11 protein-coding genes and 3 pseudogenes are annotated in these 14,803 nt (G+C 60.4%); 1 reads left to right on the plus strand and 13 read right to left on the minus strand.

Features of this window, described 5'->3' with window-relative positions; translation table 11 throughout:
* Positions 1–107: 107 nt before the first annotated feature.
* From JCM25146_RS05250 to JCM25146_RS23505, 5 genes are all read right to left on the minus strand, one after another.
* Positions 108–797 carry a YggS family pyridoxal phosphate-dependent enzyme gene (locus JCM25146_RS05250; protein ID WP_025826393.1) on the minus strand — a complete coding sequence of 230 codons (690 nt, stop codon included), beginning with the start codon at positions 795–797 and terminating at the stop codon, positions 108–110.
* A gap of 62 nt (positions 798–859) precedes the next feature.
* On the minus strand, positions 860–1,885 hold the full coding sequence (locus JCM25146_RS05255; RefSeq protein ID WP_025826395.1) for an NAD(P)H-quinone oxidoreductase: 1,026 nt from the start codon (positions 1,883–1,885) through the stop codon (positions 860–862).
* A gap of 124 nt (positions 1,886–2,009) precedes the next feature.
* Positions 2,010–3,779: a chloride channel protein gene (locus JCM25146_RS05260; RefSeq protein WP_025826397.1), complete on the minus strand. Its 1,770-nt coding sequence runs from the start codon at positions 3,777–3,779 to the stop codon at positions 2,010–2,012.
* Positions 3,780–3,868: 89 nt separating this feature from the next.
* Positions 3,869–4,549, minus strand: a complete 681-nt coding sequence (locus JCM25146_RS17410) for a TroA family protein (protein WP_242400943.1) — start codon at positions 4,547–4,549, stop codon at positions 3,869–3,871.
* The gene (locus tag JCM25146_RS23505; protein ID WP_242400944.1) at positions 4,504–4,905 is read right to left on the minus strand and encodes a TroA family protein; all 402 of its coding nucleotides are present in this window, start codon (positions 4,903–4,905) and stop codon (positions 4,504–4,506) included. The genes JCM25146_RS17410 and JCM25146_RS23505 overlap by 46 nt, the downstream gene beginning before the upstream one ends.
* Before the next feature lie 104 nt (positions 4,906–5,009).
* Here JCM25146_RS23505 and JCM25146_RS05270 point away from each other — a divergent pair, with 104 nt between their 5' ends.
* Complete coding sequence (locus JCM25146_RS05270) at positions 5,010–5,222, plus strand: hypothetical protein (protein ID WP_025826400.1); 213 nt, start codon at positions 5,010–5,012, stop codon at positions 5,220–5,222.
* A 26-nt stretch (positions 5,223–5,248) separates the two neighbouring features.
* Here the strand turns inward: JCM25146_RS05270 and JCM25146_RS05275 are convergent, their stop codons facing one another.
* The 8 genes and pseudogenes from JCM25146_RS05275 to tkt form a co-directional block, all read right to left on the minus strand.
* The gene (locus JCM25146_RS05275; protein ID WP_025826402.1) at positions 5,249–5,476 is read right to left on the minus strand and encodes a hypothetical protein; all 228 of its coding nucleotides are present in this window, start codon (positions 5,474–5,476) and stop codon (positions 5,249–5,251) included.
* A 13-nt stretch (positions 5,477–5,489) separates the two neighbouring features.
* Positions 5,490–6,068 (minus strand): gluconokinase, encoded by a 579-nt coding sequence (locus JCM25146_RS05280; protein WP_025826404.1) that lies wholly within the window; start codon positions 6,066–6,068, stop codon positions 5,490–5,492.
* Positions 6,059–6,784 (minus strand): ribose-5-phosphate isomerase RpiA, encoded by a 726-nt coding sequence (gene rpiA / locus JCM25146_RS05285; RefSeq protein ID WP_025826406.1) that lies wholly within the window; start codon positions 6,782–6,784, stop codon positions 6,059–6,061. The genes JCM25146_RS05280 and rpiA overlap by 10 nt, the downstream gene beginning before the upstream one ends.
* Positions 6,785–6,792: 8 nt before the next feature.
* A complete protein-coding gene (pgl, locus tag JCM25146_RS05290) occupies positions 6,793–7,551 on the minus strand; it encodes a 6-phosphogluconolactonase (RefSeq protein ID WP_025826408.1) in 759 nt (252 codons plus the stop codon).
* 17 nt (positions 7,552–7,568) lie between these two features.
* Positions 7,569–8,480 carry a Cof-type HAD-IIB family hydrolase gene (locus tag JCM25146_RS05295; RefSeq protein ID WP_025826410.1) on the minus strand — a complete coding sequence of 304 codons (912 nt, stop codon included), beginning with the start codon at positions 8,478–8,480 and terminating at the stop codon, positions 7,569–7,571.
* Positions 8,481–8,534: 54 nt separating this feature from the next.
* Positions 8,535–9,532: pseudogene (gene gnd / locus JCM25146_RS17415) on the minus strand (phosphogluconate dehydrogenase (NAD(+)-dependent, decarboxylating)).
* A gap of 27 nt (positions 9,533–9,559) precedes the next feature.
* Positions 9,560–12,414, minus strand: a pseudogene (locus JCM25146_RS17420) (bifunctional transaldolase/phosoglucose isomerase).
* A 98-nt stretch (positions 12,415–12,512) separates the two neighbouring features.
* A pseudogene (tkt, locus tag JCM25146_RS17425) lies at positions 12,513–14,605 on the minus strand (transketolase); the annotation flags it as partial.
* Positions 14,606–14,803: the final 198 nt, after the last annotated feature.

A 14,803-nucleotide genomic window follows, 5' to 3' on the forward strand; every position in this document is an offset into this window, starting at 1 on the left:
CGGGTCAGGGGCAGAAGAAGAAAAAAGAAAGTCTAGGATGCCCTGCATAAAGTGCACAGCGTGCCAGAGGCAAGGCATACCGGCTACCATTATTGAGAATAGGCTATTCAGGCTAGTGCCGGGCGGGGGCCAAATATGGCACTGCCAACCCGCACAAGGGTCGCACCCTGCGCAATAGCTTGCTCAAAATCAGCCGACATACCCATGGACAGCACCGGCAGGCCATGAGTCTGCGCCATGCTGCGCAGGAGCTGAAAATGCGGCACTGGATTCTGCTCCGCAGGGGGGATGCACATCAGCCCCCGCAGGGACGCCCCAAAACGCTGCTGGCAAAGGCGGATAAAGGCATCAGCCTGTTCTTTGGGTACGCCAAATTTCTGGGGTTCGTCCCCGGTGTTGACCTCCACCAGCAGGTCGGGCAGGCGGCCTTCCGCATCTGCCGCGCGGGCTATGGCGTCCACCAGAGCGGGGCGGTCAAGGCTTTCAATCATGTCGGCAATGCGTACGGCTTCGCGCGCCTTGTTGGTTTGTAGCCCACCAATCAGGTGCAGGCGCAGGGCTGGGTGGGTGGCGCGCAGGGGCGGGAATTTGGCGGCGGCCTCCTGCACCCTGTTTTCACCAAACACACACTGGTTGGCGGCAAGGGCCTCCTGCACGCTCTGGAGCGGATGGAATTTGGAGACCGCAACCAAGGACACGCTGGCCGGGTCACGCCCGGCGGCCAGTGCGGCGGCCTGCATGCTGGTCCGGACGGCGTGCAGCCGTTCTGCGATGCTGGAGGAGAGAGACGTATCCATGAAGCCCCGATATTCTGAAAAGACGAAGAGCAGGGCGACCCCTGCCAGTGTTCCATAGTCTTTTAGGCGGGGGAGACGGTTAAGACAATTTTGCCAATGTGGTTGCCATCTTCCAGCGTGGTATGGGCCTGTGCTGCTTGGGCCAGAGGGAAAGTCGCGTGGATAAGGGGGCGGATGCGCCCCGTATCCAGCAGGGGCCACACACGTTCATGCAGTTCGTGTGCGATGCGGGCTTTGTTGGCGCTATCCCTTGGACGTAGGCTGCTGCCGGTTACGGTCAGGCGGCGGGTCATGATCCGGGCCAGATCGGCCTGTTCCGCCTTGGCCCCGCCTTGCAGGGCAATAATGATCAGCTTGCCATCAAGGGTAAGGGATTTGAGGTTACGGTTGAAGTATGCCCCCCCGATCATGTCCAGAATGATATTGACACCCTTGTCGTGTGTCAGCTCGCGGATACGGGTTAAAAAATCTTCGGTGCGGTAGTTGATGGCTGTGGCCCCCAACTCCTCGCATAATGCACATTTTTCAGCCGTGCCTGCGGTGGCAAAGGCTTGCCCGCCAAATGCTTGGACAAGCTGTATGGCTGTTGTGCCAATACCGCTGGTGCCACCATGGATCAGCACCCGCGCGCCCGCAGGTGGGGGCGTGGGCATGAACAGGTTGGACCATACCGTAAAATAGGTCTCCGGCAGGGCGGCGGCCTGCTCGGCAGTAAAGCCCTTGGGCCATGGCAGGCACTGACCGGCAGGGACAAGGCAATACTCCGCATAGCCCCCTCCATTGGTCAGCGCACATACGCGCGTACCCGGTTGGGGCATGGGCGTACCCTCCTGTGGCAGACCACAGGCTACGACCTCCCCCGCCACTTCCAGACCCAGCCGGGGGCATGCGCCCGGTGGAGGGGGGTAAAGCCCCTTGCGCTGCATAAGGTCGGGGCGGTTAACGCCTGCAGCCATAACCCGTACCAGCACCTCCCCCCGACCGGGTTGGGGAACCTGGAGGGATTCCAGATGCAGCACGTCCGGGCCGCCAGGTTCGGTAAAACATACGGCTTGCATGGAAGAGGGAACAACAGGTGCAGCAGTCATGGGACACCGCCGTATTTGGGATGGAGAACACAGGCTCTGATTATGGCGTGTGTGGCAAAGGGGTAAAAGAGGGCGGGCGATCACGTCCGTGCTACAAGGCGGAAGGAGCGAGCGCGCTAAGGTGTTACCGGCCGTGCTTCTCCCCGGCCAGTTCACGGCGGGTGCGTTCAAGCTCTTCTGCGTAGCGGCGTAGCACGTAGCGCTCGCTCAGAATGCCCAATACGTGGTTGTTCCTGTCGGTTACGGCAAGGGCGGGCCGGGCTGTGCGTTCAAAGGCGGCCACCGCATGCCCTATGGAAAAATCAGCGGCCAGCACCTCCATGTTTGTGTCCACCAGAGCGGACAGGGGCTGGTCGGGGGCAATGGTAATGGACTGGATCAGGTTGCTTTCCAGTAGACCGGCATAATGGTTCTGGTTATCGTGCAGCACAATGTAGCGGGGCATGCGTCCGGCAAAGGTTGTACGGGCAGAGGCAACGGTTGTGTCTGCGGGCAGGATGTCCAGTTCCGTGCGCATCATGCGGCCTACGGTCAAGGTACGCATCCAGCCTACATCCACGCCTGAGCGAATGTTTTCCCCCCGAAGGTGGAAGCGCCATGTGGCAAAGGAGTAGCCAAAAATACGTTTGACCGTAAAGGAGGCCACAAGGGCTGTCAGGGCGACGGCTGCGGTCAGGTTGGCGCTGTGCGTTGTCTCCAGTGTCAGCAGGATCATGGTTAGGGGGCCGCCAATAATGGCAGTGGCCAGTGCGCACATGCCCGCTACCGTGCAAAGGCCCAGAGGCAGGTCCATAATAGGGGCAACCAGGCTGGCAAAGGCCGCACCGCCCAGCACGCCCAGATAAAGAGACGCAAAGAACAGCCCCCCCCTGAACCCCGAACCAATGGACAAGGTAGAGGCCGCCGCCTTGAGCACCAGCAGTCCCAGAGCAGCACCTAGCAGTGGGGGGCTAACCAGTCCTTCGCGCATGGCAATATGACCCGAGGACAAAACGGTGGGGGAGATAATGGCAAGCCCGCCCACCAGCAGGCCGCCAACCATTGGGCGCAGCCACACGGGTTTTATGCAGGTGGCAAAAACCTGCTCCATATAGGCCGCACTTTTCATGAGTGAGACGCCTATCAGGGCACAAAGCCCCCCCAGCACCGCCAGCAAGGGGTAAGCCAGCACCGGCACGCTTTGGGGGAGGGGCACTGCGATGGCGGGCAGGGTTTCCCCACTCAGATGCACAACCGCCAGCGCACAAAGGGATGCGCATGCAACAGGTGCGAGGAGGGGAAAAGCATAGGAGCCAATAATCAGTTCAAATGCGTAAAATGCTCCGGCCAGCGGTGCGTCAAAAGCAGCGCCAATAGCCCCTGCGGCGCCACAGCCGACCAGCAGGCGCACATCGGCCCGGTGCATGCGCAGGTTGCGGCCAATACGCGAGCCAAATGCCGCACCAATCTGGCTGAACCCGGCCTCCAGCCCAAGAGAAATGCCACATCCGTTGGAAAGAATGGTCTGCCCCGTGACAATCAGGCTGTCGCGTAGGGACATGCGCCCGCCATGCAGGGCATTGGCCTCAATCGGGTCAACAGGGCGGTGGCGGTTGTGGCGTTGCAAATAAAAGTGCCACAGACCCAGCAGCAGCCCACCCATGGCGGGCACCAGCAAAGCGCGCCATGGCGCTACGTGCTCCAGCCCGGACAGGCGTTTGTAACCGGGGGCCAGCAGGTTGTGGGCCAGCAGGGTGGTAAAGGTAATCAGGCTGACTGCCAGCCCGGCCAGTATGCCGGTTACGGCTGCCAGTACAATCAACCACAGGGAATCCGTACGTACCAGTGCCCTCAGGGCCGCAAGCCACCGGGCCGGTGTCTTATGGGTACGCAGGTGTTCCAGCAGCGCTGTCATGCTTTATGGCATATCAGCAAGGGGGCAGGCCGTCCAACATGTTGTATGAATGTCATACTGTTTATGGAGAGGGCGTGCCTTGCCAGAGGTCAGGGTGCCGGTGGTTTTGCTGCCAGAATGCGCGAGATGTCATCCTCGCTCAGGTGGTAATGGAAGAAGATATTGTAAAAATTGCGCATGGCTGTCCGTATATCCAGATCAGCGAACAGCGTGGGGTGGAGCATTTTGGCAGCCCACTGGACTTGCAGCAGCTCCTCGCAGCCATAGCGGTCCCATGCAAAAACGCCCTTGGGGTTGATCCACCACTTTTGCTGTTTGAAGGCGCTGAGTGTCCGCAGGGGGGAGGTGGCGGGGAGTTCTCCGGCGGAGGAGTCCACAATCACCACATCGGGGTTCCAGACTGCAATCTGCTCAAAGCTAACGGGTCTGTGGTTGCCGGTAACTCTGGCGGCATTGGTGCCCCCCGCAGCCTGAATCCATGCATCAATCAGGGTTTTTTCGCCATCGACCTGCAGGGGGGAGAAGCGCGCGATATGGAGCACACGCGGGCGCTCCGTTTCGTGGAGCTGTGCGGTGCGGAATTTGAGCAGTTCCAGCACCCGCTCCATTTCCTGATGGTAGCGTTTGGCGGTATTGTGCGCCTCCAGCGTGCCAATGGCCTCCGCACTCATGTCCAGCGATGCCAGCATGTCCGGCATGGTCATGTATTCGGCTGCAAGGGCGGTTACACCGGCGCGTCGCAGTTCCTGCGCTTTGGCGGCGGTCGGCACAAACACAAGCCCAATTTTGTTGGCCAGCAGGTATTCCGCACTGACCGTATCAGGCTTGACGCCATATGCGCCATGTACAGAACCGGTGCAATTTTAAAAAGCCATGGGTTATCTGCCGCATTTTCTGCCGTAACCCGTATGCGTGGGGCGGCACCCAGCATCACGCTGATTTCGTTATGCGCATACCACAGGTCCGCAATGGGGGGCGCATCATCCTTGATCTCGACAGTTGCGCCGCTCATATCCGTTACAAGGCGTGCCTGCGCATGCAGCGGCGCAGCGCATAGTAGAAGACCAGCGGTCACACCCGCCACAAGGTGCTGCAGGCCAGAACGTCGGGGGTGAGGGAGGGTCATGCGGTCATCCTAATTTTATATATATTAAAATATGGACAGAGTGCTTGCAAGGCGGATTGGCAACACGGAGTGCACAGGCCCTGCGCTCAAGCACAGGAGGGGATATGCGAAAACATAGTGTGATGGTGGGGAGCAGGGTGTTGTATTACGCAGCACAGCTCTCACACGCCAAGCGTTTTGCGCAGGCACGCAGGGCGGAGGGGATGGATGCGTATGTCGTGCCTGACCAGACACCCCGCCCGGCGCGCAAGGTGCGCATGAACCCGTTGACCGGACAGCCCTATAACAGGCCGAGCACGGGCAGGCGCGCGCCGTAACCCACCACGCGGGCGGAATGTTAAGTTCAGACCGTAACCGTGCGGTTACGCCGCCAGCTATCTTCCAGCGCATCGGCCGGGTCGGGGTGCGGGTCACTCCATGCACCGCTCTGGCCGGGGGCGTGGGTCAGGGCACGCCAGAGTGCCTCCCCAGCCTGCCGCTCGACAGTCACATGCCATGATGGAGGAATGCGCCCGAGCAGGCGCTCCATTTTTTGCCCGGTGGTAAGGGGTTTGGCGTAATTATGACCCATATCTGCCAGTCTTTCAGCTTTTTTTGGCTTTGAGCAGCCCCATGATCTGGGCAATGGTTTCCGCTGGCTGGTGCAGGGTTGAAAGGGACCATGCAGCCTCGTCCGGGTGCGGGGGTTCAAGTGTTTCCAGCTGATTGGGGAGCTGGGAGGAGGGCATGAAATGCCCCGTGCGCGCCTCTACCCGCGTATGCAGGATGTTTTCATCCGCATGTAAATACACGAACTGCACAGCCAGTCCCTGCGCCCGTAGCCGGTTGCGGTAGGCGTGTTTGAGGGCTGAACAGGCCAGAATGCCTCCCGTGTTCCGTTCAGCGCAGCCGCGAAGCCACGCGTGGCAGCGCTCCAGCCACGCGCTGCGGTCTGCATCGGTCAGGGGAATGCCATCGCGCATTTTGGCAATGCTGGCTGGCTCATGCAGTGTGTCCGCATCCAGCCATGGCCAGCCCAGTTCGTTGTGCAGACCCTCGGCAATGGTTGTTTTGCCACTGCCGCAGACCCCCATAACCACTACAAGCTGCCGGGTAATGCCGTGTGCGGCAGGCTGGGCGGGGAGCGCATGGTCGGGTGGAAAAGAGGAGCTGTTCAGGGGCATGCCCGCCCTCCTTGGGGTGTGAGCACACGAATGCCCTCCGGCCCTGCTGTAATGGTCTGGGTTGCCATGTGCAGGAACAGGCCATGCTCCACCACGCCAACAATGGCGTGCAGGTCAGCGCTGAGTTTTTCCGGCTCCATAATGGCCGGGAAAACGCAGTCCAGAATAAGGTTTTTTTCATCCGTGAGGAAAAAAGACCCATCGCGTATGCGCCGCGGTGTAACCTGTGCGCCTAAATGGCCCAGCTTGCGCGCGGCGTTTTCCCAACCAAAGGGAATGACCTCCACAGGCAGTGGGCAACGCAGGCCCAGATGGTCCACGTATTTGCTGGCATCTGCTACCACAACAAACTGAGCTGCTGCTGCTGCCACAATTTTTTCCCATAGCAGGGCGCCACCAAGCCCTTTGATCAGGTTAAGGGTTGTGGGTTCAATTTCATCCGCGCCATCAATGGCAATATCCAACTCGGGCTGCTGGCCGAAGGTGGTGAGGGGGATACCCTCCTCGCGCGCCTGTTTTTCGGTTACGATGGAGGTGGGAATGGCCGTAATGCGCAGCCCTTCCTCGCGGATGCGGCGGCCCAGTTCAGCCACGACAAATTTGGCGGTGGAGCCGGTGCCAAGGCCCACGGCCATGCCGGTCTGCACCAAGGACGCAGCCTGAATGGCGGATTGCTGCTTAAATGCGGCTGCGGGGTCGGGCTGTGTGGCGGTCATTCGTCTGTTTATCCTTGTTCTTGTTGCACCAATGGCGCGGCGGCCTGGTCTGTAAACCATGTCAGATCGCCCTGCGCGGTAATGGCACTGGCGGGGCAGTTCGGGTCCTGCGCGCGAATACGGGCGAGAATATCCCGTTTGGCGGCACCTTCCACCAGAAAAACAACATGCTGGCTGGCGTGGATAGCAGGGTAGGTAAGCGTCAGGCGGGTATGGGGTGCGGCAGGGGGCACGCAGGGGGCAACCCATGCCGTATGGTTGTGCAGCACCGGCTGGCCGGGAAAGAGCGATGCGGTATGCCCATCGGTGCCAATGCCGAGGAGCTGAACATCAAAAAAAGGCCTCTCGGGCACAAACTCTGGTGCGCCATAAAGGGTTTTGAGCGTGTGTTCGTATGTTCTGGCAGCATCTTCTGCCGTGCCATGGTCAGGCATGGGAAAAATGTTGGAAGCCGGAATGGGCGCTTTGGAAAACAGCAGGCGCTGCATCATGCCAAAATTACTGTCCGCGTGATCGTGCGGCACAAACCTGTCATCCCCAATAAAGAACTGCATATTATGCCACGGAAAACGCTCCACATAAGGTGCGCTGGCCATAAGGGCATACAGGTGCTGGGGGGTGGAGCCACCGCTGAGTGCTAGCCGGAATGGTGTGTGGGGGGCTTTGGCAAGGCTGCGGGCAAGCATCCAGTCCGCCAGCCCTGTGATCAGCGCCTCCCGCGTGGGAAAAACGCGCATGGTGCCGGTGGCGGTTGTCTGTCCGGGCATGTTTGGCTCCTTTGTGGTCATTGGGGGCAGGGCGCGCCGGGTGTGGCTGGGCTGGGGTGTGGCATGTTACCCGCCGGAGTGGTGCGTGGTAGCACAACGTCCGTTATGGCGCGGGCCCATCCCTCCTGCGTATTGGCGCTGGTTACAAAATGCGCGCAGGCCTGCACATCGGGGGTGGCCTGCCCCATGGCAATAGACAGCCCGGCAATGGACAGCATGGGAATATCGTTGTTCATATCCCCAATGCAGGCTACTTCATCCACGCTTATGTTGTAGTAGTCTGCCAGTTGGCGCACCGCATGCCCCTTGTTGGCGTGCAGGGGTGTAATATCCAAAAACCATTTGCTGGACAGCGCCACACAGGCCCGCCCGGCCAGTTTGCGGGCAATGTCTGCTTCCTGTGCCTGCAATGCGGCGTGGTTAGCGGTTGAGCCCGCAACCTTGCCAATGTTTTGCACGCATGTGCTTAGGTCAGCGACCTGCGTGGGTATGGTTTGTACGGTTCGGCTTTCTGCCAGCACTAGAGGGTCCTGCGCGTTGCGTACAAGCCAGTCATGGCCACGGAACAACCATGCATCCACATTCTGGCGTTCCAGCATGTTCAGCGCTTCTAGCACCGTTTGCGGGTCCAGAGACAGGCTAGAGCGTATGCTTCTGTCGGGGTTAAAGAGCGTTCCCCCGTTGAGAGCGCCATAAGGGGTGCGGATCCCCAGTTGGTCAAAATACATTTCCATGCCGCCAGCTGGGCGGCTGCTGACAAGGCAGAGTGGAACTCCTGCCCGCTCCAGCGCACGGATGGCGGACAGGCTCTGGTCTGTGACCTGCTTATCCGGGGTGAGCAGCGTGCCATCCATGTCGGACACAACAAGGCGAATGTGGCGGGCTGGGGCGCGTTCGGGACCATGCCTGTTCTGCCCTAAACCTGCCATTGCGTGCTCCCGGTGTGGCCCTGCCAGTGTGCTGGCAGGGCTATGCGGCTTGTGTCAGCCCTTGTTTTCCACGTGGCCACCAAAGCCAAAGCGCATGGCGGAGAGCACTTTTTCGGCAAAGGTATTGTCGCTGCGTGAGCGAAAGCGCGTGAACAGTGCGGCTGTCATGACCGGCACAGGCACGGCCTCCTCAATGGCGGCCTCAATGGTCCAGCGTCCCTCGCCCGAATCACTGACTTCCCCGCTAAAGCTGGCCAATTCGCCATTTTTGGCCAGAGCCTGTGCGGTCAGGTCCAGCAGCCAGGAGGAGACCACGCTCCCCCGCCGCCAGACTTCGGCAATGTCTGCCATGTTGAGGGAGAAGCGTTCCTCTTCCGCCAGCAGGGGTGAGTCCTTGCGGTACATCACGTCAAACCCTTCGGCAAACGCCTGCATCATGCCGTATTCAATGCCGTTATGCACCATTTTGACAAAATGGCCCGACCCGGCAGGGCCGCAATACAGGTAACCCTGCTCGGCACGGGGGTCCAGCCCGTCCCGGTCGCGTCCGGGTGTGCGGGGAATATCCCCCATGCCCGGAGCAAGGGCTGCCAGAATGGGGTCAATATGATCGGCAGCCTCTTTTGCGCCGCCGTACATCATGCAGTAGCCGCGCTCTAGCCCCCACACCCCGCCTGATGTGCCGATGTCGAGGTAATCAATCCCCTTTTCGGCCAGCACTCCGGCGCGGCGGATGTCGTCCTTGTAGTAGGTATTGCCACCATCGATCACAATATCCCCACGCCCCATGAGCCCGGCGAGCGACATGACGGTCTGCTCCGTAATCTCACCCGCGGGTAGCATAGACCACACGATTTTTTTGGGCCATGGAGCTGCGCTACTACATCGGCCAGACTGTTCGCCCCCGATGCGTGCCCGGTTTCTGCCCGTTCTACCGTTTTTGCGACCGCCGCGCTGTCATTGTCGTAAACAACAACGTCGTGCCCAAATCGTGTCAGGCGGACGGCAATGTTGCCCCCCATCCTGCCCAGCCCAACAATGCCAATCTGCATGATGTTTCTCTTGCCTTCAGTCTCTGATTACACGGCGTCATGCAGGGCGGCTGCAAGTGCTGCAAGTCCCTGCTTGAGATCGCCGCGGATATGCACGCGCAGGGCACGGCGTTTGCGCTCGCTCAGCACGTCAAAATCACCACGTGCCTGTGCGCTCTCGACCACGCCAAAGGTGTAGCTGGTGCCGGGTACGGGCAGGTCCCGCGCATTGTCCGCCGTAATCTGGAGGAACACGCCGGTGTTGGGGCCTCCTTTGTAGGCCTGACCTGTGGAGTGGAGGAAGCGCGGCCCAAAACCTGTGGAGGTGGCAATGGTTTTGGCATTGCGCACATGCAGGCGGGTGTGCTGGAGCCATTCCGCCGTCTCGCGGTTGCGCTCGATAAAGGCCAGCAGGGCCACGTAGTCACCGGGCTGGACACGGTCAAAGTGGGCTTTGAGGATGGCTGACGCGCTTTCGGCCTTTACCGCAGCAGCATTGTCAGGGTCGGTAAAGAAGGCAAGGGGGCCAAATTCCGCAAACGGGGTCTGCGTGGGCAGGGCGCCTGTTTTTTCGTAGGCTTCCGTCAGCTTGCGGGTTTCCACCTTGGTGGATTCCACATCGGGCTGGTCAAACGGGTCTATGCCCAAAAAAGCCCCCGCAACAGCAGTGGCGACCTCCCAGCGGAAAAACTCCTGCGCAATCTGGCGTTTGCTGTGCAGGTTGATGGTCACAACCGGCTGGCCTGCCGCAATCAGGGTGGCAATGGCCTCATCCTGCTCATGGCGGTGCTCGGTGCTCAGGCGGAGGTAAACGAACAGCCGGTCGTGGCCGTAGCGGTGGGGGCCGCCCAGTGTTTCGTTATCAATGGGGATAATGCCCTTGCCGTGCTTGCCGGTGGATTCTGCCACCAGCTGCTCCAGCCATGCGCCAAAATCCGCAATCTGCGGTGTGGCGATAATGCTGAGCTTGTCGCGGCCCAGTTGTGTAGCAGCAACTCCCATAAGGGCGCCAAGCTGTACGCCGGGGTTCAGTGCTGGCGGCACGCTGGCATCACACAGGCGGACACCACGTAGGGCATCTTCCAAAAACAGGCGTACAGGCACACCAGCGGCTGCGGCAGGTACAAGCCCGAAGTTGGAGAGAATGGAATAGCGGCCACCAATTTTGGGGTCGCCTGCAAAAATTTTCCAGAACCCTTCTTCTTTGGCCAGAGCCTCCAGCTTGGAGCCGGGGTCGGTAATGGCCACAAAATGCGCGCCTGCTTTGTCCTTGAGTGCGCGCTTGGCCAGATCGTGGAAGTAGGCCAGCATAATGTTGGGTTCAAGCGTTGTGCCGGACTTGGAGGCAACGATGAACAGCGTATGCGCGGGGTCTATCTTGCGTTCAAAGGCGGCAACCTGCTGCGGGTCCGTGCTGTCGAGCACATACAGGTGGCCAAACCCTTCGTGCTTGCCAAAGGTCATGGCCAGCACTTCCGGCCCCATGCTGGAGCCGCCCATGCCCATGAGCAGCACCTGCTGAAAACCGCGTGCGCGGACTTCGGCCTGAAAAGCCTCTAGCTCTTCCACATGGGTCAGCCGTTCGTCCACCACATCCAGCCAGTTGACCCAGTCTGCTTCTGACTGGCTGGTCCATACTGCGGCGTCTTTGCGCCACAGGCGGCGGATGGTGCCAGCCTTGCGCCAGTCTTCCAGCCCGGCATCCAGTGCGGATTGCAGGTCGGAGGGCAGGCTGGTTTTAAGGGTGGTCAGCTTGGTGCCCATAAGAGCAATCTGCTTGGCAGCAACCGAGCCCAGGAGCGCATCAAAGGCATCTTCAAAGGCGCTTACGCCATTGTTGAGCAAGGTTGTGGTGACGGTGTTCAGGTCCAGCCCAAGGCGTTCGGCACTCTCCATGACCGCGCGGGCTTCGGCTACGCCTTTTGTCAGGGTCTCGCTGACCGTGCCGTGGTCACGGAAGGCATCCATGGTGGCGGGCGGCAGGGTGTTGACGGTCTGCGGGCCAATCAGCGTGTCTACATACAAGACGTCGCTGTAGGTTTTGTCCTTGGTGCCGGTGGAGGCCCACAGCAGGCGCTGGGTCTGTGCTCCGGCATCTTCCAGCGCTTTCCAGCGCGGGGTCTGCATGATGTCCTGCCAGTAGCGTAGGCCATTTTTGCATTGGCAATGGCGACTTTGCCGCGCAGGTCCCGCAGGCTCTGGGCGTCCTTGTCCCCGGCGTTGATGCGGCGGTCTATGGCGGCATCAATCTTGCCATCAATACGGCTGACAAAGAACGAGGCAACAGACGCCACGCGGGACAGGTCACCCCCACGGGCCTTGAGGTCTTCCAGCCCGCTCAGCCAGGCTTCCACCACATCGCGGTAGGCGGCGAGCGAGAAAATAAGTGTGACGTTGACGTTAATACCCGCAGCAATTGTCTGGCGGATAGCCGGAATGCTCTGCGGTGTGGCGGGTATTTTTATCATCAGGTTGGGGGCGTTTACATCTGCCCACAGCCGTGCGGCCTCATGCGCTGTTCCTGCCTCGTCCCGTGCAAGGTAGGGCGAGACCTCAAGGCTGACAAATCCGTCCCGTCCTTTGGTCTGCTCATAAACCGGGGCCAGAACGCGGGCTGCGGCCTGAATGTCGGTAACAGCCAGCCGCTCGTACAAGGCGCCGGGGGAGAGAGTTTCATGCGCCAGAATATCGCGCATCTGCGGGTCATATTCCGTGCCTTCGCCCATGGCTTTTTCAAAAATGGCGGGGTTGGAGGTTACGCCACGTATGTCCCCACTGTTCACCAGTTGGGCCAGTGACCCGTCCTCCACAAATGCGCGGCGGATAAAGTCCAGCCATGGGGACTGATGAACCGTGGCCAGGGCCTGTAATGGGTTGCTGCCTGTGGGCACTGAGGCGGTCATACGTGCATATCCTTATCCTGCCCGGCTTCTCTGCCAAGGAGCATGCCGGGCTTCATCCTGTAACCGTTACGCCAGATTGGGCTGTCTGGTTCAGCCAACTGTTTGCGGGCGGCGTTGAGAACGGCGTCCACCGTAAAGCCAAAGTGCTTGAGCAACTGACCCGCCGGGCCAGATGCACCAAACCCGCCCATGGCGATAATCGCGCCCGTAGGGCCAGCGTAACGGTCCCATCCAATGGGGGAGCCCGCTTCTACTACCACGCGCCCCGTTACAATGGAGGGTAGGACGCTTTCGCGGTAAGATTGTGGCTGTGCTTCAAACAGTTCCCAGCTTGGCATGGATACTACGCGGGCGGGCACGCCCTGAGCACTCAGGGTTTCGTAAGCTTCCACAGCAAGGGAGAGCTCGCTCCCCGTTGCGATCAGGATGACCTTGGGGGTCTGTTCGCTGCTGGCCAGCACATACGCGCCCTTGGCCAGCCCGGAGGCGGGTGCATAGCGCGTGCGGTCCAGCGTGGGCAGGTTCTGGCGGCTCAGCGCCAGTGCGGCCGGGCCGGAACGGTTGGCAACAAGGTAGCGCCATGCTTCGGCTACTTCGTTGGCATCCGCAGGGCGCAGGGTGACCAGACCGGGGGTGGCGCGCAGTTGCACAAGCTGTTCAATGGGCTGGTGGGTCGGGCCATCTTCCCCCACGCCAATGGAATCGTGGGTGAAAATATAGGTTACCGGCAGTCCCATCAGGGCGGACAGGCGGATAGCGCCTTCATGTAGTCCGAGAAGATCAGGAACCCTGCACCGTACGGGCGCAGCCCATACAGCGCCATGCCGTTGACTATAGCGCCCATGGCGTGTTCGCGAACACCAAAATGGAAGTTGCGCCCGGCATAGCTGCCACCCCACTGGGCGGGCTGAAAACTCTCTTCCCCCTTGAGCAGGGTTTTGGTGGAAGGGGCCAGATCGGCCGAGCCACCCAGCAGCCATGGCAGGCGGCCAGCAACCGCGTTCAGTACCTCGCCAGAGCTTGCGCGTGAGGCTGTGCCTTTGGCATCGGTAGGGTAGAGCGGGATGTCCGCGTCCCAGCCTTCGGGCAGGGAGCCGCTGAAAATAGCGTCCAATTCGCCCGCTTCATGCGGGTGGGCCGTGCGGTAGCTGGCAAACAGCGCTTCCCATGCGGTGCGGGCCGCAGCGCCACGCGCACCAAGTCCTGCGCGCATGTGGGGCAGAACGGCATCTGGCACGGCAAAATTGCTGTCTTCTGGCCAGTTGAGGAATTTTTTGGTCTCACGCACTTCTTCAGCACCCAGCGGTTCACCGTGGGCGGAGGCCTTGCCAGCCTTGTGCGGCGCACCCCATGCGATAACCGAGTGTGCGATAATCAGGGTCGGCTTACGCGTTTCCGCTTTGGCGTTGGCCAGCAGGTCCATAAAGGTAGTGGTGTCGTTTGCGTCCTTGAGTTCGAGCACCTGCCAGCCGTAGGCCGCAAAGCGTTCGGCCACATTTTCGGTAAAAGCGACTTCGGTCGAGCCTTCAATGGAAATGCGGTTGGAATCGTAAATCCAGGTCAGGTTGCCCAGTTCAAGGTGCGCGGCAAGGGATGCGGCCTCGCTGGAGACCCCTTCCATCATGTCCCCATCACCACACAGCGTGTACACATGGTGGTCAAACAGGGTGAATCCGGGCTTGTTGTAGCGGGCGGCCAGCCATTTTTCGGCAATGGCCATGCCTACAGAGTTGCCACAGCCAGCACCCAGCGGGCCTGTTGTGGTTTCTACCCCCGTGGTGTGGCCATATTCGGGGTGGCCGGGGGTTTTGGAGCCAAACTGGCGGAACTGTTTGAGGTCTTCCACACTCAGGGCCGGTTCATCCGTGACTTTGCCGTCCGTAACCTGCCGGATACCTGCAACATGGATCAGTGCGTACAGCAGCATGGAGGCGTGGCCGATGGACAGCACAAAACGGTCACGGTTAGGCCACAGCGGGGCTGTGGGGTCGTAGCTGAGGGCGTTCTGCCACAAGGTGTAGGCAATGGGTGCCATGGACATGGCAGCACCGGGGTGCCCGGAGTTGGCGTTCTGCACGGCATCCATGACCAGTGTGCGGATGGTGTTGATGCACAGGGTGTCTGGGTTGTTTGCGCTACCGGCCTGTGCGCCGGCTGGTGCACGAAGGGGGGTAGAAAAAGAAACGCGCATAGCGGGCCTGTCCTCCAGCTGGGCTTTAGTGCCAAAGCCCGCAAATAATAAGGGCGGAGCCTGCGTATGAGGCTCCGTTAAAAGAAGTTTTTGCACAATTCCACGGTTCCGCGTTTTTCGGCAAGAGACGAGCTTGCCCGCAGTGGAACCCTTGCGGAGTTATCCAGTTGGACCCATTATATCAAAAGAGTTGTTTTT

The organism is Acetobacter okinawensis JCM 25146 (assembly GCF_000613865.1).
Classification (GTDB): Bacteria; Pseudomonadota; Alphaproteobacteria; order Acetobacterales; family Acetobacteraceae; genus Acetobacter; species Acetobacter okinawensis.

What these genes read in the sequence shown, in the direction of transcription:
- JCM25146_RS05255 (WP_025826395.1), bottom strand. Translation starts at nt 1,885, where the DNA reads ATGACTGCTGCACCTGTTGTTCCCTCTTCCATGCAAGCCGTATGTTTT.
- pgl (WP_025826408.1), bottom strand. Translation starts at nt 7,551, where the DNA reads ATGCCCGGACAGACAACCGCCACCGGCACCATGCGCGTTTTTCCCACG.
- JCM25146_RS05295 (WP_025826410.1), bottom strand. Translation starts at nt 8,480, where the DNA reads ATGGCAGGTTTAGGGCAGAACAGGCATGGTCCCGAACGCGCCCCAGCC.
- JCM25146_RS05270 (WP_025826400.1), top strand. Translation starts at nt 5,010, where the DNA reads ATGCGAAAACATAGTGTGATGGTGGGGAGCAGGGTGTTGTATTACGCA.
- JCM25146_RS05250 (WP_025826393.1), bottom strand. Translation starts at nt 797, where the DNA reads ATGGATACGTCTCTCTCCTCCAGCATCGCAGAACGGCTGCACGCCGTC.
- JCM25146_RS05260 (WP_025826397.1), bottom strand. Translation starts at nt 3,779, where the DNA reads ATGACAGCGCTGCTGGAACACCTGCGTACCCATAAGACACCGGCCCGG.
- JCM25146_RS05280 (WP_025826404.1), bottom strand. Translation starts at nt 6,068, where the DNA reads ATGCCCCTGAACAGCTCCTCTTTTCCACCCGACCATGCGCTCCCCGCC.
- JCM25146_RS05275 (WP_025826402.1), bottom strand. Translation starts at nt 5,476, where the DNA reads ATGGGTCATAATTACGCCAAACCCCTTACCACCGGGCAAAAAATGGAG.
- JCM25146_RS23505 (WP_242400944.1), bottom strand. Translation starts at nt 4,905, where the DNA reads ATGACCCTCCCTCACCCCCGACGTTCTGGCCTGCAGCACCTTGTGGCG.
- rpiA (WP_025826406.1), bottom strand. Translation starts at nt 6,784, where the DNA reads ATGACCGCCACACAGCCCGACCCCGCAGCCGCATTTAAGCAGCAATCC.